Source organism: Pseudoduganella rivuli (assembly GCF_009674485.1).
GTDB classification, from domain to species: domain Bacteria; phylum Pseudomonadota; class Gammaproteobacteria; order Burkholderiales; family Burkholderiaceae_D; genus Rugamonas; species Rugamonas rivuli_B.
Genome location: NZ_WKJJ01000021.1, coordinates 23,252 through 44,427, shown reverse-complemented (window position 1 = coordinate 44,427; position 21,176 = coordinate 23,252). Strand labels below are relative to the sequence as shown.

Annotated in this window: 13 protein-coding genes; 9 read left to right on the top strand and 4 right to left on the bottom strand. The window is 64.1% G+C overall.

Going from position 1 to position 21,176, the window contains the following annotated elements; translation table 11 throughout:
- Positions 1 to 735 carry a substrate-binding periplasmic protein gene (locus tag GJ700_RS27715; RefSeq protein ID WP_154380133.1) on the top strand — a complete coding sequence of 245 codons (735 nt, stop codon included), beginning with the start codon at positions 1 to 3 and terminating at the stop codon, positions 733 to 735.
- Here the strand turns inward: GJ700_RS27715 and GJ700_RS27710 are convergent.
- The 4 genes from GJ700_RS27710 to GJ700_RS27695 all read right to left on the bottom strand — a co-directional run bounded on the left by GJ700_RS27710 (position 722) and on the right by GJ700_RS27695 (position 7,212).
- On the bottom strand, positions 722 to 2,893 hold the full coding sequence (locus GJ700_RS27710; RefSeq protein ID WP_154380131.1) for a DUF4214 domain-containing protein: 2,172 nt from the start codon (positions 2,891 to 2,893) through the stop codon (positions 722 to 724). The two genes, GJ700_RS27715 and GJ700_RS27710, sit on opposite strands and share 14 nt — an antisense overlap.
- Positions 2,894 to 2,898: 5 nt before the next feature.
- On the bottom strand, positions 2,899 to 3,825 hold the full coding sequence (locus tag GJ700_RS27705; RefSeq protein WP_154380129.1) for a DUF4214 domain-containing protein: 927 nt from the start codon (positions 3,823 to 3,825) through the stop codon (positions 2,899 to 2,901).
- A 145-nt stretch (positions 3,826 to 3,970) separates the two neighbouring features.
- Positions 3,971 to 6,109 carry an ATP-dependent helicase gene (locus GJ700_RS27700; RefSeq protein ID WP_154380127.1) on the bottom strand — a complete coding sequence of 713 codons (2,139 nt, stop codon included), beginning with the start codon at positions 6,107 to 6,109 and terminating at the stop codon, positions 3,971 to 3,973.
- A gap of 170 nt (positions 6,110 to 6,279) precedes the next feature.
- The gene (locus GJ700_RS27695) at positions 6,280 to 7,212 is read right to left on the bottom strand and encodes a LysR family transcriptional regulator (protein WP_154380125.1); all 933 of its coding nucleotides are present in this window, start codon (positions 7,210 to 7,212) and stop codon (positions 6,280 to 6,282) included.
- A gap of 136 nt (positions 7,213 to 7,348) precedes the next feature.
- Between GJ700_RS27695 and GJ700_RS27690 the strand changes: the two genes are divergently transcribed.
- The 8 genes from GJ700_RS27690 (at position 7,349) to GJ700_RS27655 (ending at position 21,174) form a co-directional block, all read left to right on the top strand.
- On the top strand, positions 7,349 to 8,983 hold the full coding sequence (locus tag GJ700_RS27690) for a GMC family oxidoreductase (RefSeq protein WP_154380123.1): 1,635 nt from the start codon (positions 7,349 to 7,351) through the stop codon (positions 8,981 to 8,983).
- Positions 8,984 to 8,993: 10 nt separating this feature from the next.
- Positions 8,994 to 10,958: an alkyl/aryl-sulfatase gene (locus tag GJ700_RS27685; protein WP_154380121.1), complete on the top strand. Its 1,965-nt coding sequence runs from the start codon at positions 8,994 to 8,996 to the stop codon at positions 10,956 to 10,958.
- A gap of 15 nt (positions 10,959 to 10,973) precedes the next feature.
- Positions 10,974 to 12,422, top strand: a complete 1,449-nt coding sequence (locus GJ700_RS27680) for a coniferyl aldehyde dehydrogenase (protein WP_154380269.1) — start codon at positions 10,974 to 10,976, stop codon at positions 12,420 to 12,422.
- Between the two features lie 34 nt (positions 12,423 to 12,456).
- Positions 12,457 to 14,103 (top strand): 3-(methylthio)propionyl-CoA ligase, encoded by a 1,647-nt coding sequence (locus tag GJ700_RS27675; RefSeq protein ID WP_154380119.1) that lies wholly within the window; start codon positions 12,457 to 12,459, stop codon positions 14,101 to 14,103.
- A gap of 42 nt (positions 14,104 to 14,145) precedes the next feature.
- Positions 14,146 to 16,080 (top strand): DUF1302 domain-containing protein, encoded by a 1,935-nt coding sequence (locus GJ700_RS27670; RefSeq protein WP_154380117.1) that lies wholly within the window; start codon positions 14,146 to 14,148, stop codon positions 16,078 to 16,080.
- A gap of 11 nt (positions 16,081 to 16,091) precedes the next feature.
- The gene (locus tag GJ700_RS27665; RefSeq protein WP_154380115.1) at positions 16,092 to 17,438 is read left to right on the top strand and encodes a DUF1329 domain-containing protein; all 1,347 of its coding nucleotides are present in this window, start codon (positions 16,092 to 16,094) and stop codon (positions 17,436 to 17,438) included.
- A 263-nt stretch (positions 17,439 to 17,701) separates the two neighbouring features.
- A complete protein-coding gene (locus GJ700_RS27660; RefSeq protein ID WP_154380113.1) occupies positions 17,702 to 18,805 on the top strand; it encodes a WD40/YVTN/BNR-like repeat-containing protein in 1,104 nt (367 codons plus the stop codon).
- On the top strand, positions 18,805 to 21,174 hold the full coding sequence (locus GJ700_RS27655; protein WP_154380112.1) for an efflux RND transporter permease subunit: 2,370 nt from the start codon (positions 18,805 to 18,807) through the stop codon (positions 21,172 to 21,174). Before GJ700_RS27660 ends, GJ700_RS27655 begins: the two co-directional genes overlap by 1 nt.
- Positions 21,175 to 21,176: the final 2 nt, after the last annotated feature.

The window sequence follows — 21,176 nt, the reverse complement described above, 5'->3', positions numbered from 1 at the left end:
ATGCAGGCAACCCCGCACTTGCTGATGTTGAGCCTTCTGGTACAGCTGCTGGCAGCGGCAGGTTGTGGGGCGCAAGAGCGGATAGTTGCCACCTATCACGAACGTCCTCCCTATTTATCGCCCGGCGCCGATGGCGCCCCCACCGGGCTGACGGGCTCGCCCGCCACCCAGGCGTTCCGCCAGGCCGGTGTTTCCGTCACGTGGATGGTGGTGCCGACCAACCGCCAACTGGCCATGGTCAAGGATGGACAGCAGCAAAGCTGCGCCATCGGCTGGTTCCGCAATCCCGAGCGGGAACGCTTTGCCCGGTTCACGAAACCGATTTATCGGGACAAGGAGTGGGTCTTGCTGGCCAACGCCACCTATATCATCCCGGATGGCGCCACCCTGGAACAGCTATTGCAAAACCCGGCCACCCGCATTGTCGTCAAGGATAACTTTTCCTATGGCCAGGAAATCGACACCATGATTGCGCGCGGCAAGCCGCAAATTGCCGTCACGGCGGGCAGCGTGGAGCAGATGCTGCTGTCGATCGGCGCCGGCGCGGCGGACTTCATGTTCGTGTCCGAGGAAGAGGGACAATACCTGCTGTCCCGCAGCAACGGGCGCGGCGCCAGCCTGCGCCTGTTGCGGCCACGCGGCATGCCGCGCGGCGTGGAGCGTCACATCATGTGCGGCAAGGCGGTGCCCGATGGCGTGATCGAGCGGCTGAACAAGGCCATCACATTCCGCTGAAGGCGCCATGCAGTACTGTCGTGTTGTCTTGCGCGCCGATCACCACCACCGGACCGCCGTCGGAGATCACGAATTCCGTCAACTGGTCCAGCGACGTTTTCAACGTGGCGTCGTCCGTGACGTTGGTCATCCAGTATTTCGCGGCGAGGGGATTGGTGTTGAAATTCGCCACCAATTCAGGTGTTGACAGTGCCGACGTAAATTCCAGCGCACCCACGGTCTTGTTGCGCACCGTCGTTATATCGCTGCCGCCGGCGCCTTTCGCGAGGTATTGCGCCAGCGTGCCCAAGTCGACCTTCTGGTCGCGCAGTACGCCGGTCCAGTAGGTCAAGCCCGACACGTCGGCGGCGTGCCCGAACAGGTTCACGTATAGCGTATTGACGGCTTCCGCATCGCTGCTTTTTCCCTGCCATTCCGGCGTCGCCTTCAGTTCGGTCGCCAGCGCGGCGGCATCGCCTTTGGTCATCCATTTTTGCAGCTCGGCCGGTGAAGCCGGACGGTTCAGCATGGCCACGTAGACTTGTTCCACCGCCAGCTTGTCCAGCGCGGGTGGCGTGCCGTTGGCCAGGGAGATGGAATAACTGTCGCTCTGGCTGTAGGGATCGATGTCGCCCACGTCCTTGGCGGCGACGCGCTCGGCGATGGCCGTCGCCGTCCATTGCGGCAGCAGGGCGGCCGCCTTGTTTTGCGCCACCGCTTGCGGCAGCGTGTCGGCCAGGTCGTCCAGCATGGCGCGCACTTGCACCGTGCGCACCAGTGTCGGCCATGGATCGGTGGGGACGGTGACGGCGTGATCGTTGAACGGTTGGGCCAGCGGCACGGCCGTGCCCATGATTTGCTTGAAGGCGTCCAGCGTGGCGGTGCTGAGCGCCGCCAGCGATTTGGCGGCCGTGCCGTCCAGGACCGTGCCATCGGCCAGGCGCGGCAGCGTGGCGGCGGTGGTCAACACTTTCAGCAAGGTGGCGCCATTGTCCAGCGATGCGCTGCCTTTCAGTTCCGTCAGCACGCTGGCCATGCCTTCGTAGGCCGCTTTCATGGCCACGTCCAGCGACAGCTTGGGCGGCAAGTACGTCACGCCGCTGGCTGGCCAGCGCGCGCTCAGCAATTGCAGCGTGCGCGCCACCACTTCGGCAATGCCGTCGATTTCCGCATTGAAGGCAAAGACCGTCAGCGCTTCAGCGCGGGCGATGCTTTCCGCGTCCAGCACGGCGACCAGGTTGTCCGCGCCTGCGCTGAACTTCGAGCCGAAGGCCGTGGCCAGTGTGGCGTCCGCGGCATCGGCCGTGGCGCCCTGGCGCAGCAGCGCGTCGCGCAGCGTGGTCATGGCGCTGGCGTTGGCGCGCACCAGCGTGGTGGCGGGATAGCCGCCCGAATGCTGCTGCTCGAACGTCAGCGACAGCGTGCCGTTATGGGCGCGCTGGGTGGCCAGGTCGAAGCCGCCCGTCACCAGCACGTGCTTGTTCCACGTTGCCCCCGGCTGCGGGAAGTCCGACGATTGCGTCGACGCCAGAAGGAAGTGGCCGTTGGCGTCGGTCTTGGTCGACTGTTCGTTGGTATCGAGCACACCGTTGCCATTGGTGTCGATGAAGACCGTGGCGTCGCGCAGGAAGCCGACGCCTTGCGCCTGGCCGCTGACCATCATGGTGCTGGTGCCCGGGTGCGCCACTTGCTCGGCCAGCGCCGTGCGCGCGATTTGCAGCGAAGCCGTATCCGTCACCTGTTCCAGCCACATCGAAGTGATGGCGTTGAGGTCGCGGTCCGCCACGTAGGGCAGCAGGGTGGGAATGCTTTCAGTCAGCGACTGCGCCATCTGCACCTTGTTGGCCAGCACCACGGCGTCGCTGCCCCGTGCGCCGCGCATCAGCGACAGCGCCACGAAGTCCGGTTTCACGGCGCCTATGTCGAGCAGCCCGCTCCAGTACTCGGCGCCGCCCGCGTCGGCCGCGCGGCCAAACAGGTTGTGGTACATGGCCTGGACGATGTCCATGTTGCTCATGTTGGCGTAGCGCTGTTTGAATTCCGTGGCCAGCGCGAACGTGGCCGCGATGGTGTCCTGCGATGCGTCCACGCCGGTCCAGTAGCGCAAGCCATCCGGTTCGGCGGGGCGGTTGAAATAAGCGATGTACAGTTGCTGGACTTCGGTTGCGGTAGGTTTCATGGTCGTCACTCGAAAGTTGTGGCAGGTATCCCCGTCAGTGCAATGCCTGCGTCATGGAAGTGGGCGCCTTGCGGGCCGAAATCGACATGGGCTTCCTTGAACTGTGCGCCCATGTAGGGGTAGGACGTGGTGTCGTAACTCCACGTGAAGATGTCCTTGTTGGCCAGCCCGGTTTGCGCGTCGACGCCGCCCTGCACGAGGACGTCGACATGCAGCGGATCGACCGTTTGCTGGTAGGCCGCCGGCCCGATCCGGCCGGACAGCAGGTAAAAGCCGTTCAAGTCGGTGACGGCGCTGGCTTCGCCCTGTTCCGGGATGCCATTGTGGTTGGTGTCGACAAAAACCGTGGCGCCGGCGATCGCCCCGATGGCACGCACATGGCCGCTCAGCACCACGTTCGCACCGGGAACCGCCCCCATGGCCTTGAGCATGGAAGGCATCGCGACCTGGGCATTGGCCAGCGAGGCCGCATCCGATACATTGCCCAGCCACGCGCGCGCCGTGGCGAGGTCGGCGGGCATCAAGCCCGCGCGCAGCGAAACATCGGCGCCATTGGCAACCGCATCGCAGAACTGACTCATGGCATCCAGCTTGCTGGCAACCGCGACTTTGTCGCGCCCCTGCGCGCCTTCCAGCATGCTGGTCACGACGGAGCCGATCTGGATCGCGCCCTTGTCCAGCAGCCCGCTCCAGTACGCCACGCCGGCCGGTTCGCCATCGCGCGCGAACAGGTTGTAATAGACCTGCCGCACCACGCCGCTGTTGTCCATGCCGGCGAAGCGCTGCGTGTACTCGGAACTCTGGCTGAACGAGGCGGCAATCTCCGCCAGAGTGACGCCGCTGTGCTGCCAGTAGTCCAGGCCGGCCAGGTCGGCGGGGCGGCTGAAGTAGGCGAGGTACAGTTTCTGGATATCGTTGGTGCTGTGTGCCATGGGGATCGGATCGCATTAAAAGATGTGCAATCGTAGAAGAATGACAATAGGAAAAATGTGATTACGGTCACATTGTCATATTGGTAATCTCATGCAAGCCATGGCAGTGCTACGCGGGAATCCATACGCCGCGGGCAGGATTGGCTCAGTGCTGCAGCCAGCGCCGGAACGGTTCCAGGTCCATGCCCGGCTCCACGTACCACGCCTTGCGGGGCCAGTCGAATTTCGCGCCCAGCGCTTTGACTTGCTGCGCTTCGTGGATGGTCGCGCTCAGGTAATGGCGGGCGGGCGCCTTGCCGCGCGCATCGGCTTCGTTGCGGGCGATGGCCTGGTCCGCCGCCGCGCTGTTGGCGGCCAGCCGCAGGCGCGCCACGTACGGGCTGCGGCGCTCCGCGTCGTCTGGCGCCAGTAAGGTCAGGCGCATTTTCGCGCGCGTGGCCGCCACATAAAACAGGTTGTCTTCTTCGCGCGCATCGGCCAGCGCGGCCGGGAATTCGCCGGCTTCCAGGAACGGCAGGATCACGTGCTCGTATTCCTTGCCCTTGGCGTTGACGGCGTAATCGATGGTCACCACGTCTTTTTCGCGCTTGCGGCCCGCGAAGGCTTCGGCCGCGTTGAGTTCCTGCCAGAAGCCGGCCAGCGTGTGGCCCGACGCCTGGGCGGCGGCGATAAAGCCGGCGATGGATTTGGCCACCGCCTGCGCGTCGTGCGGGCGCACGAAGATGCGGCGCGCGGCCTGTTCCAGGTTCATCGTGTCGCACACTGCGCGCAGCGCTTCGTGCGCCGGGGAGTCAGGACCGAAGGTGGCGGCGCGTTCGATGGCGGCCTTGATCGGCCCGGCGCGGCCAATGTTGCTGCCATTATCCAGGTAGCGTTCATAAAAGCCGTCCAGCAATTGCGGGTGCTTGGCGATGTCGCGCTTGGCCTGTTCCAGCTGTTCGTGCGAGTGTTCCACTTCGCCGAACACCGCCAGCGCTTCAACGATGGCCATCCGCACATCCTGCGACTTCACGGCCGCCAGGTCTTTGAGGGCAATCGCCATCATGCCGCGCAAGAACAGGATTTCATCGCGCTGCAAATAACCGGCCATCGGCGGCGTGCGGTAGCCGATCTTTGCATGCATCAGCGCCTGTTCCACGGCGATGGCCTGGTGGCGGTCGCGCAGCAGCACGGTGCAGCCATCGATGGGATAACCGTCTTTTTTCCACGCCTTGATGGCGGCCACGATCTTGTCGCCGCAGGCTGCCGCATCGGCATAGTGCGCCTGGCGGATTTCCGTATGCAGCGGCAAGCCTGACTGCACGGTCTTGGACTTGAAGGCCGCCATGGCCAGCGCCAGGTGCGGGCCGTGGCGCCATGTGATGGTCAGCGGATATTGTTTGACGTTGCCAAAGTCGCGTGCAAAACGGCTTTCCATGAATTCGCCGCTGGCGCCCAGCTTCGAGTGGATCACCTGGTCCTTGTCGCCGGCGCCGACAAACCAGCAATCGGGCTGCGCCAGCAGCGCGGACAGGATGCGGTAACCCGCCTCATTCAAATCGTGCAATTCGTCACACACGACCACGCGGTAGCGGGGCAGGGAACCGGCCGCTTCCGGCGCCTGTTGCAGCAGCCTGGCCAGATCGTACGTCGCGTCGTACGGGCCGCGGAATTGCGCGCTGCCGTCGCTGTCGCTGCGCAGGGTTTCATATTCGATGGCGGCCAGGTAATCGGCCAGCGGCGTTTTCAGGATTTCCGCCGCTTCTTCCACGCCCACATATTCGACGTCCACGCTGTCGAGCAGCATGGTGGCCTTCAGCGCCAGTTGCGCATCGATGGCTTGCGACAGCGCGATGTTGTGGGTGCGGATGTCCAGGTATTCCACCTTGCCTAAATAGCGTTCGCCGACGCGGCTCAGCGCTTCCAGCAGCCATGGTTTCATGTCGCGCAGGTGGCGCAGCAGCGGGACGTCGCCGTTTTCCAGGTCCGCCAGCGTCTGTTGCGCGAAATCCTCGAACGTGGCCACGCGCACGGCGCTCGCCAGCCCGTACGGAATGCCGATGTCGAGCAGCCGCTGGCGCAGCACGTCGCGCGCTTCCGGCGTGAACGTCAACGCCAGCACCTGTTCCGGCGGCAGGCGCCGCGCCAGCGCTTCGCCGATGCGCAACGCCAGGGTGGTGGTCTTGGCCGCGCCCGCGTTGGCAGCCACCAGCGAGATACGGTTTTGCGCTTGCTGGATGGCGGCTTGTTCCTGGGTGGGGATCAGGCCCTGGGGGTGGAAGCGGGGGGCGGTGGTGTCGGTCATGCGGCGGTCAAGAGGATGCGGCGAAACACCTATTATCGCCCGTCCCCCTGTAAACCGTGCGGATTTCGTAGGGCGGTTTCCGCCGGGCGGAAGCCGCCATGCTTGCGTGGCCACAGTGGCTGGCAGTACCGGACTGCGCGCACGGCGGCTTCCGCTGCGCGGAAACCGCCCTACGGTTGCTGGCGTCCGTGGACGACAGTGGCGACGGTTTGCTCCGCCACTTCGCGCAGCACTTCAATAGCCACCACCGCGCCGGGCGACATGGTGCGGCCGAACAGTTGCACGATGCCCACGTCGGTGGACACGTCGGACAATCCTCGCACGTCCAGCATGGCCAGGCGGCCGTCGGCCAGCGCTTCCGTCACGGCGGCCTGCGTGGCCAGCAACACCAGGTCGCTGTTCACGGTCGCATGGACCAGCAGCGGAATCTGGTCGCACTGCAGCGCCACCGGCAGTGCCGCGTCCTGCGGGATGCCGAAAATCCTGTGCACCAGCGGCCGTACGCGCTCCGGCAAGGTGACGCTGGCCAGGCCGTAGTCCAGCAAATCGTCCAGCCGTAACGGGCGGTCCAGCAGCGGGTGGCCGGTGCGCACCAGCAGGGCGCCATGCTGGCGGAACAGCGGCGTGATGGTGATGTCGGGCGCCGGTTCGATGTCGCGCGTGTCGGCGATGAAAAATTCGAGCTGTTCGCCGCGCAATTGCGTCAGCAACTGGCGCCAGTTGTTGGTGGTGATCGAAATGCGCAGGCCCGGATGCCGTTCGCGCAGCAAGTCCGTCATGCGGGGCACCACACTGGCCATGGGGAACGGGCCCGCGCCAAACGCCACCGAGCCGCCGTCGCCGCTGCGCAGCAGCGCCATGTCGCGCTCCAGTCCCCGCATTTCATAGGCCAGCTTTTTCGCCCGCGCCAGGAACACGGCGCCCACGCTGGTGACGTTGACGTTGCGGTTGTCGCGGTCGAACAACAAGACGCCCAGTTCTTCTTCCAGGGTCTGGATGCTGCGGCTCAGCGCGGGCTGGCTCAGGTTCACCTTGTCGGCGGCCCGGGCAAAGCTTTTTTCCTCTGCGACGGCCAGTGCGTGGCGGATGCGCTTGAAATCCATAAGTGTCCTATTGATGCAAAAAATGGATCATACGGATAAATATAATGCAATTTACGCTGAAAAACACGCTCCCTATACTTTCCTGCAAGTACCGCAATCACATGACGGTACCTCAAAACAGGAAGGCCAGGAGAACATGGAACTGCAGGAATTCGACTACGTAGTGGTGGGGGGCGGCTCGGCCGGCGCAGCGCTGGCGGGACGCCTGTCTGAAGACGCGTCCGTGACGGTCTGCCTGCTGGAAGCGGGCGGCCCGGATAAAAGCGTATTTATCCACGCGCCGGCCGGCACGGTGGCCATGTTGCCACGTCCGCTCAACAATTATTGCTATCACACGGTACCGCAGCCCGGCCTGAATGGCCGCATCGGCTACCAGCCGCGCGGCAAGACGCTGGGCGGCAGCAGTTCCATCAACGCCATGCTGTACGTGCGGGGCCACCGCTGGGATTACGACCACTGGGCCGCGCTGGGTAATAAAGGCTGGTCGTACGACGAAGTGCTGCCCTTCTTCAAGCGCGCTGAAAACAATGAACAGTTCCACGACGCCTACCACGGCCAGGGTGGACCACTGAACGTCACCTATCCCCGTCACGGCAGCCCCGTCAACCAGATGTTCCTGGATGCCGCCGTCGCCTGCGGCCTGCCGCTGACGCCGGATTACAACGGCGCGCAGCAGGAAGGCGCGTTCCTGTACCAGGTGACGCACAAGAATGGCGAGCGTTGCAGCTCCGCCAAGGCTTACCTGACGCCCAACCTGCACCGTCCCAACCTGCGCATCGTCACGCACGCGGTGTCGTCGCGCATCCTGTTCGAAGGCCGCCGCGCGGTCGGCATCGCGTATTACGCGGGTGCGCAATTGCGCCAGGTGCGGGCGCGCCGCGAAGTGCTGCTGTCGGGCGGCGCGTTCGGCTCGCCGCAGTTGCTGATGGTGTCCGGTATCGGTCCCCGCGCGGAACTGGAAATGCAGGGTATCCCGGTGCTGCACGACCTGCCGGGAGTGGGCAAGAACCTGCAAGACCATATCGATTACGTGCAGAGCTGGCACGTGCCCAGCGACGACCGCACGTTCGGCCTGTCCGTGCGCGGCGTGACCCACATGGCGAAAGGCATGCTGGAATGGCGCCGCGAGCGCAGCGGCCCGGTCACGTCGACTTATGCGGAAGCAGGCGCCTTCATGAAATCTGAACCGGGCTTGCCGGCGCCGGACTTGCAACTGGTGTTTGCGCTGGCGCTGGTCGACGATCACGCCCGCAAGATCCACCGCGGCCACGGCTTCTCGTGCCACGTCGACGTACTCCGTCCGCACAGCCGCGGCGCGGTCGGGCTGGTCAGCCGCGACGTGCGCGATGCGCCCCGTATCGACCCGGCATTCCTGTCCGACGAGCGCGACGCCGCCCTGTTGCTGAAGGGCGCGAAGATGCAGCAGCGTATCTTCGAATCGCCGCAGTTCGACGCCATCCGTGGCGGCATGCTGTATCCGGTGCCGCCGGGCGACGACGCGGCGCTGATGCAGGATATCCGCAACCGCGCCGACACCCAGTATCACCCGGTCGGCACCTGCAAGATGGGTCCGAACAGCGACCCGCTGGCGGTGGTCGACGAGCGCCTGCGCGTACGCGGCATCGACGGCTTGCGCGTGGTGGACGCTTCCATCATGCCTACCCTTATCGGCGGCAATACCAATGCCCCGTCCATCATGATCGGCGAGAAGGCGGCACAGATGGTGCTGGCCGACGCCCGCGAAAACCAGGCGGCAGCAGCCGTCATCTGAGGAGAATTACATGAGCAAGATTTCGTACCGGCGCGGCGCGCTGGCGATGGCGGTCGCCCTGATGTCGGCCAATGTGCAGGCAGCCAACGCACCGCAGCCGGCCAGCAGCCACACGGCGCAAGCCAATAAAGCGTTCGGCGCGGCGCTGCCGCTGGCCGACCAGCAGGATTTCCAGGATGCGCAGCGCGGCCTGATCGCAACGTTGCCGGACCGCCTGATCAAGGCCGCGACGGGCGGCACCGCGTGGGATGGCGCGCGGTTCGATTTCATCAAGGGCGATGCGCCGGATTCCGTCAATCCCAGCCTGTGGCGCCAGGAAAAGCTGAACAACCAGCATGGCCTGTTCAAGGTGATGGATGGCCTGTACCAGGTGCGCGGCTACGACATTTCCAATATGTCCATCATCGCCGGTAAGGAAGGCTGGATCGTTGTCGATCCGCTGACGTCGGCCGAAGTGGCGCGCGCCACGATGGACTTCGTGCAGCAACAGCTGGGCAAGCGTCCCATCACCGCCGTGATCTTCACGCACGGCCACGTCGACCACTTCGGCGGCATCCGTGGCATCGTCGATGAGGCGGACATCAAGTCCGGCAAGGTGCGCGTGGTGGCGCCGGAAGGCTTCATGGAATCGGCCGTGGCGGAAAACGTTTTGGCCGGCAATGCCATGTCGCGCCGCGCGCAATACCAGTTCGGCATGTTCCTGCCATGGGGCGCGCAGGGCGCCGTGGGCACGGGCCTGGGCAAGACGGGTTCCAAGGGCAATATCGGCATGGTGGCGCCGAATGAAATCGTCTCGAAGACCGGCCAGCAATTGACGCTCGACGGCGTGCGCATGGTGTTCCAGATGGCGAACGGTTCGGAAGCGCCATCGGAATTCATGTTCTACCTGCCGGACATGAAGGCGCTGTGCTTTGCCGAAGTGCTCAACAACACGATGCACAACATTTATACGCTGCGCGGCGCGAAAGTGCGCGATGCATTGGGCTGGTCCAAGTACATCAATCAGTTGCTGGATGCGTACCCGGATGCGGAAGTGGGCTTCACCAGCCATAACTGGCCGGTATGGGGCAAGGAGCGCGTGCGGGGCCGTATCACCAACCAGCGCGACATGTACCGCTATATCCACGATGAGGCGCTGCGCCTGGCCAACAGCGGCGTCACGATGGAAGACCTGGCCAATGTCACGTATTACCCGAAGGCGCTGCGCAACGATTTTTCCACGCACGGCTATTACGGCACGCTGAGCCACAACCTGCGCGGCGTCTACAACTTTTACCTGGGCTTCTATGATGGCAACCCGGCCACGCTGAATCCGCTGCCGCGCGTCGACAGCGCCAGGCAGTACGTGGCGGCCATGGGCGGCGCCAATGCCGTGCTGGCGAAAATGAAGGAAGCACACGCCAAAGGCGACTACCGCTGGGCGGTGGAAATCGGCAACCACCTGGTGTTTGCGCAGCCGGACAACAAGGCGGCGCGCGAGCAGCAGGCGGCGGCGCTGGAACAGCTGGGCTACCAGGCGGAATCGGGCGTGTGGCGCAACGAATACCTGAGCGCCGCGCAGGAATTGCGCGCCGGCGTGGACAAGAAATTCGCGCTGAGCACCCACGGCGCCGACCTGGTGCGCGCCATGCCGATGGAAATGCTGTTCGATTACCTGGCCGTGCGCCTGAACCATGAAAAGGCCGACGGCCTGGCGCTGGGCATCAACGTGCGCTTCACGGATACCGGCGAACGCTATGCGCTGGAATTGTCGAACTCCGTGCTGCACAACACCCGCGACCGCGAATTGAAGCAGCCGAATGCGACGCTGGAAGTCACGCAGGCGGCCTTGCTCAAGCTGCTGTTGAAGCAAGCGACGATGCCGCAACTGGTGCAGGGCGGCGAACTGACATTGTCGGGCGATCCGCAGGCGCTGGGCGCGCTGTTCGGCAAGCTGGATCAGTTCGAGGCGCAATTCCCGATCGTCACCCCTTAAGGACCCACGATGAACATGAGAGAAACCGGTGCGACCCCGGAGGGGAACACGCACGCCGGCGTGGCGCAAATGGAGGCGGTATTCGCCGCCTTGCGCGCCGGTAGCGCCCAGGACCGCACGCCGCTGTACGCCACCCGCATGGACCGCCTGCGCCGCCTGCTGGCGCTGACCGTGCAACACCAGGACCGCATCTTGGCGGCGATCAGCGCGGATTTCGGCCACCGCTCCACGCATGAAATGCAACTGGCGGAAATCTTCACCACGATGTCGGCCATCCGCCACAACATGCGCCACCTGCGCAAATGGATGAAGCCACGCCGCGTGGCGACGCCGCTGCACATGCTGCCGGCCTCCAGCCGCCTGCTGCGCCAGCCGCTGGGCGTGGTGGGCATCATCGCGCCGTGGAATTACCCGTTCCACCTGGCGATAGGCCCGGCCGCCGCCGCGCTGGCGGCCGGCAACACGGTGCTGATCAAGCCCAGCGAACTGACGCCGCGCCTGTCGCAACTGATGAAAGAGCTGGTCGGGCAAACCTTTGCCGCCCATGAAATGGCGGTGGTGACGGGCGGCGCGGAAGTGGGCGCCGCGTTTTCCGAACTGCCGTTCGACCACCTGTTCTTCACCGGTTCCACGCAGGTGGGGCGCATCGTGGCGCAAGCCGCGGCGCGCAACCTGACGCCGGTCACCCTGGAACTGGGCGGCAAATCGCCCGCCATCGTGTCCGCCGACTGCGACCTGGACGTGGCGGCCCCGCGCATGGTGTTCGGCAAGCTGTTCAACGCTGGCCAGACCTGCGTGGCGCCCGACTATGCGCTGGTGCCGCGCCAGCGCGTGACGGAATTCGTGCAGGCGATGCAGCGCGCCGCGTGCGCCATGTATCCGACGGTGGCGGACAACCCCGACTACACGGCCATCGTATCGCAGCGCCACGCGGAGCGGCTGGAACGGCTGCTGGAAAACGCGCGCCAGATGGGCGCCACCGTGGCGCCGCTGACGGCGCTGGAAAAGGAAACCAGTGCGCACCGCAAGCTGCCACCGGCGCTGGTGCTGAACGTGAATGACGGCATGAGCATCATGCGCGAAGAAATCTTCGGGCCGCTGCTGCCGGTGGTGCCGTACGACACGCTCGATGAAGCGTTGGACTACGTGAACAAGGGCGACCGCCCGCTGGCGCTGTACTGGTTCGGCAAGTCCGGCGCGGAGCGCGAGCGCGTGCTCAACGAAACCATCGCGGGCGGCGTGACCATCAATGACGCGGTCTGGCACGTGGCGCAGGAAAACCTGCCGTTCGGCGGCGTCGGCGCCAGCGGCATGGGCAGCTACCACGGCGAACACGGCTTCCGCACGTTTTCCAAGGAAAAGCCGGTGTTCCTGCAAACCCGCTGGAACGCGTTCGGCATATTCCGCCCGCCGTATGGCCGCCTGTTCGACCGCGCCATCGGCGCACTGAAAACCCTGTTCTGAATTTAAAGATCTAAAAAAATCAAGGAGTACAACCATGCTGGGACTGATGCAAGACCAACCGCTGGTGGTGTCGCACGTGCTGCAACACGCCGAACGCAACCACCCGAATGCGGAAATCGTATCGCGCACCGTGGAAGGCCCGGTGCACCGCACCACCTATGGCGACGTGGCGCGCCGCGCACGCCGCCTGGCCAATGCCATGACGGCGCTGGGCATCAGGCCGGGAGACCGGGTCGGCACGCTGGCGTGGAATACCTACCGCCACATGGAAATCTATTTCGGCGTATCCGGCATGGGCGCCGTGCTGCACACGATTAACCCGCGCCTGTTCCCGGAACAGGTGGAATACATCGTCAACCACGCGCAAGACGAATACGTGTTCTTCGACATGACGTTCGCGCCGCTGATCGCGAAAGTCGCGCCGCTGCTGCCCAACGTCAAAGGCTTTATCGCGATGGCGGACCGCCTCACCATCAATGGCCTGCAAATTCCCCGCCTGATGTGCTACGAGGACTTGCTGGAAGGCGCCGGTGAAGAATACACGTGGCCGGAACTGGATGAACGCAGCGCCTGTTCGCTGTGCTACACGTCCGGCACCACGGGCAATCCGAAAGGCGTGCTGTATTCGCACCGCTCCACGGTGCTGCACTCGATGGCCATGTGCAGCGCCGACGGCGCGGCGCTGGCATCGAGCGATTCCGTCATGGTGGTGGTGCCGATGTTCCACGTGAACGCATGGGGCTTGCCTTATGCCGGCGCGATGTGCGGCGCCAAACTGGTGATGCCGGGACCGGCGCTGGATGGCGCCAGCGTCTACAACCTGTTGCGCAACGAGCAGGTGACGCTGGCGCTGGGCGTGCCGACCGTGTGGCTGATGCTGTTCCAGCATGTGGAAGTGATGGGCTTGAATCCGCGCTCCGAACTGGCGCTGCGCCGCGTGGCCATCGGCGGCTCCGCCGTGCCGCGCGCCATGGTGGAAACCTTCATGAACAAATTCGGCGCCAGCGTGCTGCACGCATGGGGCATGACGGAAATGTCGCCACTGGGCACCCTGTGCCGCCTGCTGCCCAAGCACGACAGGCTGGATGCGGAAGCGCAGATGCAGGTGCTGCTGAAGCAGGGCCGCGCGCCATACGGCGTCGAGCTGCGCATCACGGACCCGGAAGGCAACGTGCTGCCGCATGACGGCAAGGCGTCCGGCCTGCTGAAGGTCAGGGGACCGTGGATTCTCCGGCATTACTACGGCGCGGAAAACGAGCAACTGCTCGACAAGGATGGCTTCTTCGATACGGGCGACATCGCCAACATCGATGCCGACGGCTACCTGCAAATCACCGACCGCGCCAAGGACGTCATCAAGTCCGGCGGTGAATGGATTTCATCGATCGACCTGGAAAACGCGGCCATGGGCCACGCATCCGTGGCGGAAGCCGCCGTGATCGGCGTCGCCCATCCGAAGTGGCAGGAACGCCCGCTGCTGATCGTGGTGCGCAAGCCCGGAACGGAATTGTCCCGCAACGACATGCTGGCTTACCTGGACGGCAAGGTGGCGAAGTGGTGGATGCCGGATGACGTGGCCTTCGTCGAAGAGTTGCCGCACACGGCCACCGGCAAGGTGCAGAAACTCAAGTTGCGCGAACAGTTCAGGCATTACCGCCTGCCGCAAGCCGAGGCGGCTTAACGAAACCCGGCAAATAACGAAAAAACCACCACAGGAGAGCACATGAATCAGGAAGTACATATCCGCCCGCGTCCGCGCATCATGGCGGCAGCCTGCGCGGTAGCACTGGCGGCGCTGGCCACCCCGGCGCACGCCGATACCTTCACGCTGGACAACGGCGTCGAAGGCCGCTGGAACCTCAACCTGTCGCTGGGCCACAGCGTCCGTACGGCCAATGCCGACAAGAACCTGATCGCCAAGCCGCACGGTGGCACGGCAGGCAACGGCCAGGATGACGGCAACCTCAATTTCAAGAAAAACGACCCGATTTCGTCGGTGGCGAAAGCATCCGCCGAACTGGAACTGAAGCATGACAACCTCGGCCTGTTCGTGCGCGGCAATGCCTGGTATGACTATGTGACCAGCCACAAGGGCGTGGAGCACGGCAGCAACCTGAATGGCTATGTGCCGGGCGCCCGCCTGTCGGACGACGGTTTCGACAAGCTGTCCACCTTCAGCGGCGCGGCGATCGGCGACGCCTATGTGTTCGGCAATTTCGACCTGAGCGGCAATCCGCTGCAGGTGAAGGCCGGCCAGCAAGTGGTGAACTGGGGTGAAAGCCTGTTCATCCCGGGCCTGAACGCGATGGGCGCATTCGACCTGACGGCCGCCCGCCGTCCGGGCGCGCAAGTGAAGGAAATCCTGCGTCCGCTGCCGCAACTGGTGGCCAACCTGGGCCTGGGCAATGGATTGTCGGTGGAAGCGTTTTACCAGTTCAAGTGGAAGCGCACGGTGCTCGATGGTTGCGGTACGTACTGGTCCATTGCCGATTCGCTGAATTGCCCGACCGGTGTCGTGGTATTCGGCGATTCCGTCGGCGACGACCGCACGCAGTACAACGGCTTGCCATTGCTGGGCAAATTGCCCGCGCCGCTGCTGGCCTCCGTCGGCCTGACCCCGACGTCGCCGATCAACTTCCGCCTCGGCCGTGCACCGGAAACCACGCCGAAGAACAGCGGCCAGTTCGGCCTGTCGTCGCACTACTTCTCGGATGAACTGGGCACGGACTTCGGCGTCTACTTCACCAACTACCATGCGCGTATCCCTGCGCTGATGGTGGTGAAGTCGAAGTCGGAATTGCCGTCCGTATTCTCGGGTGCGATCGCTGAACTGGCGGCGAAGTTGCCGCCGGCGGCAGCCGCGTCGCTGGGTGTGCTGGGCAAAATTGGCGCGGGCCGCATGGCGTGGAACTACGACATTGAAAACATCAAGGCGTTCGGCGTATCCGCGTCGACCACGGTGGGCGGCTTCTCGCTGTTCGGTGAACTGGTGCACACCCGTGACATTCCCGTGCAAATCAACGTGCCAGACCTGTTGATCGGCTCCATGCTGGGCCTGGGCCCGCAAGGCTGGATGGCGAAAGCAACGCGCGACCCGTCGGTGGCCGATGGCGCCCAGGTCGGCGGCTATGACCGCAAGAACAAGACGCAGTTGCAAGCGTCGTTCATCAAACAAATCCCGCAAATCCTGGAAGCGGACGCACTGAACATCATCGGCGAAGTGGGTGTGCAACAGTGGAGCGGCATCGGTAATGCGTACAACAGCACGCGCTATGGCCGTGGCTTCCTGTTCGGTTTCGGCGATTACACGGGCGTGCCATCGTGCGCGGGCCTGAACGCGAATGCCGGCTATTGCAGCACGGATGGCTATGCGACGAAGTCCGCCTGGGGCTACCGCGTGCAGGCCGAACTGACGTACCCGAACGCGTTCGCCGGCGTCACGCTGAAGCCGCGTTTGTTCCTGTCGCATGACGTCAACGGTATCTCGGCGGACAACACGTTCCTGAAAAACCGCCGCAGCGCCGCCATTGGCCTGCGCGCCGATTACATGAGCCGCTACTACGCGGACTTTACGTACACCCGCTACAACCATCACGCCAAATTTGACCAATTCCACGACCGCGACTATGCATCGCTGGTGGTTGGCGCGAACTTCTGAGGAGACCTGACATGAGCAAGATTCAAACGCTGTTGAAAGCCGTGGCGTTCGCCGCGGTGACTTCCGGTGCGGCGCAAGCCGCCATGAGCCCTGCCGACGTGGAACGCCTGGGCAAGGACTTGACGCCGGTCGGCGCGGAAAAAGCCGGCAACAAGGATGGCTCGATCCCGTCGTGGGAAGGCGGCATCACCAAGGCGCCGGCCGGCTTCGACCCGAAAGCCGGCTATGCCGACCCGCTGGGCGACGACAAGCCGCAGTACACCATCACGTCGGCCAACATGGCGCAATACAAGGACAAGCTGGCTCCTGGCCAGATGGAAATGCTGAAGCGTTATCCGAGCTACAAGATCAACGTCTACAAGAGCTACCGCACGGCGGCGCTGCCATCCTCGATGTATGACGCCATCAAGGCTGAAGCAGGCAAGGCGGAACTGGCGTCCGGCGGTTCGGGTGTGCAGAACATCCAGAAGTCGTCGGTGCCATTCCCGCAGCCGAAATCCGGCGTGGAAGCGATCTGGAACCACGTGATGCGCTACCGTGGCGGCAGCGTACAGCGCTTCTCGACCGAATTCCCGGTGCAGGCCAACGGCGCCTTCACTCCCGTCACGCGCAGCGAAACCATCGCCTTCGCGCACGCCATGCCGAAGCCGGAAGCCAACCGCCTGCTGTACTACACCGGCGCCATCACCGGTCCCGCCAGCATGGCCGGCGAAGCGATCATGGTGATCGACCCTTTGGACCAGGTGAAGGAATCGCGCCTGGCATGGTCGTACAACCCGGGCCAGCGCCGTGTGCTGCGCGCACCGGACATCGCGTATGACTCGCCGGGCCAGGGTGCGGATGGCTTGCGCACCACCGACGATTACGACGGCTTCAACGGCGCGCCGGACCGCTACGACTGGAAACTCGTGGGCAAGAAGGAAATGATCGTTTCGTACAACAACTACAAGATCACCAGCAAGAGCCTGAAGTACGCGGACATCGTGCGTCCGGGCCACGTCAACCAGGACCTGGTGCGCTATGAACCGCACCGCGTGTGGGTGGTGGAAGCGACCTTGAAGGGCGGCAAGCGCCACGTGTACGGCAAGCGCGTGTTCTACATCGATGAAGACACGTGGCAAGTGGCGCACGCCGACGCGTACGACGGCCGTGGCGAATTGTGGCGCGTGCATGAAATCGGCGCGATCCAGTATTACGACGCACCGACCCCGTATTTCGCGTACGAGGCGCAATACGACTTGCAGGCGCGCCGCTACCTGTTGACGGGCCTGTCGAACCAGGAAAAGCCGATCAAGTTCGGCCTGAAACTGGAACCGTCCTACTTCACGCCGGACAACCTGCGCCGCATGAGTAACTAATTCATTGCCGGGCTGACGAGCACTAACACTGCACTGCAGTGTCTCCTTTGCGCTCCCTCTCAGGTCCCGGGGGGAGCGTTTTTTTTAGGGCATGGGCAAGGCAGTAAGCGAATACAGCGGGCGCGAATCCGTAGGGCGGTTTGGCGGCACGCCAAGCCGCCATGCGTGCAGCCCGGCAGCGCCGGCATTGGCGGCAAGCCTGCGGCTTACCGCCCTACGCATTTGAGGTTCCCGGCAGGGGCGAGCTTTATCAGGAAATGAACATGAATAAGACAACATATTGGGCGGCAGCGCTCGGACTGGCCATCGCCGCGCTGTGCGCGCAGGCCGCCGAGCCGCTGGACACCCCCGCGCGCATCTCGGCGCGCGCACAGAAGTCGCTGCTGACCGGCGTGGCGCTGGCGGGCAAGCGGCTGGTGGCAGTGGGGGAGCGCGGCATTGCCGTGTACTCGGATGACAATGGCAACAACTGGACACAGGCCAAGGTACCCGTGTCCGTGATGCTGACGGCGCTGCAATTCGTCACACCGGCCAAAGGCTGGGCCGTGGGCCACGATGGCGCGGTCCTCAGCACCGACGATGGCGGCGCCACGTGGAAACGCCGCTTCGACGGCATGCAAGCCAACAAACTGATGCTGGAAGGCGCGCGGCGCGCGGCCGAAGCGGCGCGCGCCGCGGCCGGCAACGCGACGTCCGGCCCTGCGGCCGATGCGCTGAGCGCGGCGGAAAACGCCCTGGGCGATATCGAGGCGGCCGCGAAGTTCGGCCCGTCGCGCCCCCTGCTGGCCGTGTGGTTCCGCAATGAGCAGGAAGGCTTTGTGGCCGGCGCTTACGGGCAATTGTTCCGCACCGTTGACGGCGGCAATACGTGGGAATCGCTGGCCACCCGCACGGGCAATACGGACAGCCTGCATTACAACGCGATTGCCGCAGGTCCCGCCAATGCGCTGATGCTGGCGGGCGAGGGCGGCAAAGTCTACCGCTCGGCCGATGGCGGCGCGACGTGGAAAGTATCGGACACCGGTTACAAGGGCCACCTGTACGGCGTGCTGGCGGCAGGCGATGCGCTGGTTGCCTACGGCTTCGGCGGCAACGCTTTCCGCAGCACGGACAACGGCGCCACGTGGCAGCCATTGCCGCGCGTGGTGCAGCGCAGCCTGATCGGCGGTGCGGCGCTGCCGGACGGCAGCCTGCTGCTGGCCGCGCAGGACGGACGCCTGTTGCGCAGCACGGACCAGGGCAAGACATTCGCCATCGCGCAAACGCAGGGCGGCGAACCCGTCGCGGGGATGGCGCTGCTGGACGGCGGCAAGGCCGCGCTGGCCGGCGCCGGCGGCGTGCGCATGGTAAGCACCGGAGGACAATAATGAAAAACACTCACCACGAACACCAGAAATTCGGCGCGGTCGAGCGCTTCCTGGAACCCAGGCTGTTCAAGCACCGGCTGGCCGTGCTGCTGTTCTTCATCGCCGCCTCCATCCTGATGGGCTGGCAGGCGTCGCAACTGAAGCCGGATGCCAGCTTTGCCAAGATGGTGCCGGCGTACCACCCGTACATTGCGAATTACTTCAAGTACGAAAACGAATTGCGCCCGCTGGGCAACAACATCCGTATCGCGGTGGAAGCGCAGAACGGCGATATCTACAGCAAAGAATATCTGGACACGCTGAAGAAAATCACGGATGAAGTGTTTTACATTCCGGGCGTGGACCGCGGCAACCTGAAGTCGCTGTGGACGCCGAATGTGCTGTGGATGGAAGTCACGGAAGGCGGCATGAACGCGGGTCAGATCATTCCGCAAGGCTTCGACGGCTCGCCGGACAAGATCGCGGAAGTGCGCACCAATGTGCAGCGCTCGGGCCGTATCGGTTCGCTGGTGGCGGCCGACGGCAAGTCCACCATCGTGCACGTGCCGCTGCTGGAAACGGATCCGGAATCGGGACAGAAGCTCGACTACGGCCTGTTCTCCGAACGGCTGGAAAGCCTGGTGCGCAATAAATACGAGAGCCAGGGCGTGAAGATCCACATGGTGGGTTTTGCCAAGGTGGTGGGCGACCTGATTCATGGCGCAAAAGCCATTGCGCTGTTCTTCGCCATTACCATCGTGCTGACGGTGGTGGTGCTGCTGTGGTACTCGCGCTGCTGGCGTTCCACTGCCGTGACGGTGGTGTGCTGCGGCCTGGCCGTCGTGTGGCAACTGGGCGTGGTGCGCATGCTGGGCTTTGGCCTCGATCCGTATTCGATCCTGGTGCCATTCCTGACTTTTGCGATTGGCGTATCGCACGCGGTCCAGAACATCAACACCATGGCGTCGGCCAAGCTGAGTGGCGCGACCAACATGGAAACGGCGCGCCTGACGTTCCGCCAGCTGTTCATTCCCGGCACCATCGCGCTGCTGTGTGATGCCGTGGGCTTTTCGACCTTGCTGGTGATTAAGATCGGCGTGATCCAGGAACTGGCGATTTCCGCCAGCGTGGGCGTGGCCGTGATTGTCGCCACCAAGATGTTCCTGTTGCCGGTGCTGATGTCGTACGTGGGTGTGTCCGATGCGTGCCTGCGCCACCAGGCGAAGAAAGCGAAGAGCAAGCACACGGTGATGCGTTTCATCGCGCGCTTCGCGGAACCGAAATTCGCGAAATTCGCGGTGCTGGCGGCGCTGGCGATTTACGGCACGGCCTATGTGATGAGCCGCGACCTGAAAATCGGCGACCTCGATCCGGGCGCGCCGGAGTTGCGCGCGGATTCGCGCTACAACCGCGACAACGCATTCATCGCGTCGCATTACTCGACCAGCCCGGACGTGTTTGTCGTCATGGTGAAAACCCCGGCCGGCGAATGCGGCAGCTATCCGGTGGCGGAAGCCGTCGACCGCTTCCAGTGGGAGATGGAAAACGTGCAGGGCGTGGAATCGACGCAATCGCTGTTTACCGTGATGAAGAAAGTGATCGCCAACGTCAATGGCGGCGACTTGCGCTGGCAGGCGCTGTCGCGCAACCGCTTCGTGACCAATTCCGCGCAGCGTACCGTGCCGTCCGAGTTCTATAACAACGATTGCTCGATGACGCCCGTGCTGGTGTTCCTGGCCGACCACAAGGCCGACACGCTGACCCGCGTGGTGAAATCGGCGGAAGCCTTTGCGCAGGCCAACAACACGGAAACCGTGCAGTTCATCCTGGCGGCCGGCAACTCGGGCATCGAAGCGGCCACCAACATCGTCATCAAGCAGGCGGAAATCACCATGCTGTTCCTCGTGTATGCGATCGTGGCGGCGCTGGTGTTCTGGGAATTCCGTTGCTGGCGCGTGACCTTGTGCATCATGCTGCCGCTGTACATCACGTCGGCGCTGTGCGAAGCCATCATGGCCAAGCTGGGCTTGGGCGTGAAGGTGGCAACCCTGCCGGTGATTGCACTGGGCATCGGCATCGGCGTCGATTACGGCATTTATATCTACAACCGCCTGCAGCACTTCCTCGACGAAGGCTTGCCGCTGAAGGAGGCGTACTTCGAAACCCTGAAGACGACGGGCGTTGCCGTGGCGCTGACCGGTGTCACCCTGGCGCTGGGCGTGTTGACGTGGCTGTGGTCCGACATCAAGTTCCAGGCCGACATGGGCTTGCTGCTGGTGTTCATGTTCCTGTGGAATATGGTGGGCGCCATTGTCATGATCCCCGCGCTGGCGTGCCTGTTGTTGCCTGCCCGTGTCAGGCAGGCCGGCAGGGTGCCTGAAGCAGCCTGACT

Bases quoted from the DNA above. Each gene is read 5' to 3' on its own strand.
- GJ700_RS27715 (WP_154380133.1), top strand. From the start codon at position 1: ATGCAGGCAACCCCGCACTTGCTGATGTTGAGCCTTCTGGTACAGCTG.
- GJ700_RS27710 (WP_154380131.1), bottom strand. From the start codon at position 2,893: ATGAAACCTACCGCAACCGAAGTCCAGCAACTGTACATCGCTTATTTC.
- GJ700_RS27705 (WP_154380129.1), bottom strand. From the start codon at position 3,825: ATGGCACACAGCACCAACGATATCCAGAAACTGTACCTCGCCTACTTC.
- GJ700_RS27700 (WP_154380127.1), bottom strand. From the start codon at position 6,109: ATGACCGACACCACCGCCCCCCGCTTCCACCCCCAGGGCCTGATCCCC.
- GJ700_RS27695 (WP_154380125.1), bottom strand. From the start codon at position 7,212: ATGGATTTCAAGCGCATCCGCCACGCACTGGCCGTCGCAGAGGAAAAA.
- GJ700_RS27690 (WP_154380123.1), top strand. From the start codon at position 7,349: ATGGAACTGCAGGAATTCGACTACGTAGTGGTGGGGGGCGGCTCGGCC.
- GJ700_RS27685 (WP_154380121.1), top strand. From the start codon at position 8,994: ATGAGCAAGATTTCGTACCGGCGCGGCGCGCTGGCGATGGCGGTCGCC.
- GJ700_RS27680 (WP_154380269.1), top strand. From the start codon at position 10,974: ATGAGAGAAACCGGTGCGACCCCGGAGGGGAACACGCACGCCGGCGTG.
- GJ700_RS27675 (WP_154380119.1), top strand. From the start codon at position 12,457: ATGCTGGGACTGATGCAAGACCAACCGCTGGTGGTGTCGCACGTGCTG.
- GJ700_RS27670 (WP_154380117.1), top strand. From the start codon at position 14,146: ATGAATCAGGAAGTACATATCCGCCCGCGTCCGCGCATCATGGCGGCA.
- GJ700_RS27665 (WP_154380115.1), top strand. From the start codon at position 16,092: ATGAGCAAGATTCAAACGCTGTTGAAAGCCGTGGCGTTCGCCGCGGTG.
- GJ700_RS27660 (WP_154380113.1), top strand. From the start codon at position 17,702: ATGAATAAGACAACATATTGGGCGGCAGCGCTCGGACTGGCCATCGCC.
- GJ700_RS27655 (WP_154380112.1), top strand. From the start codon at position 18,805: ATGAAAAACACTCACCACGAACACCAGAAATTCGGCGCGGTCGAGCGC.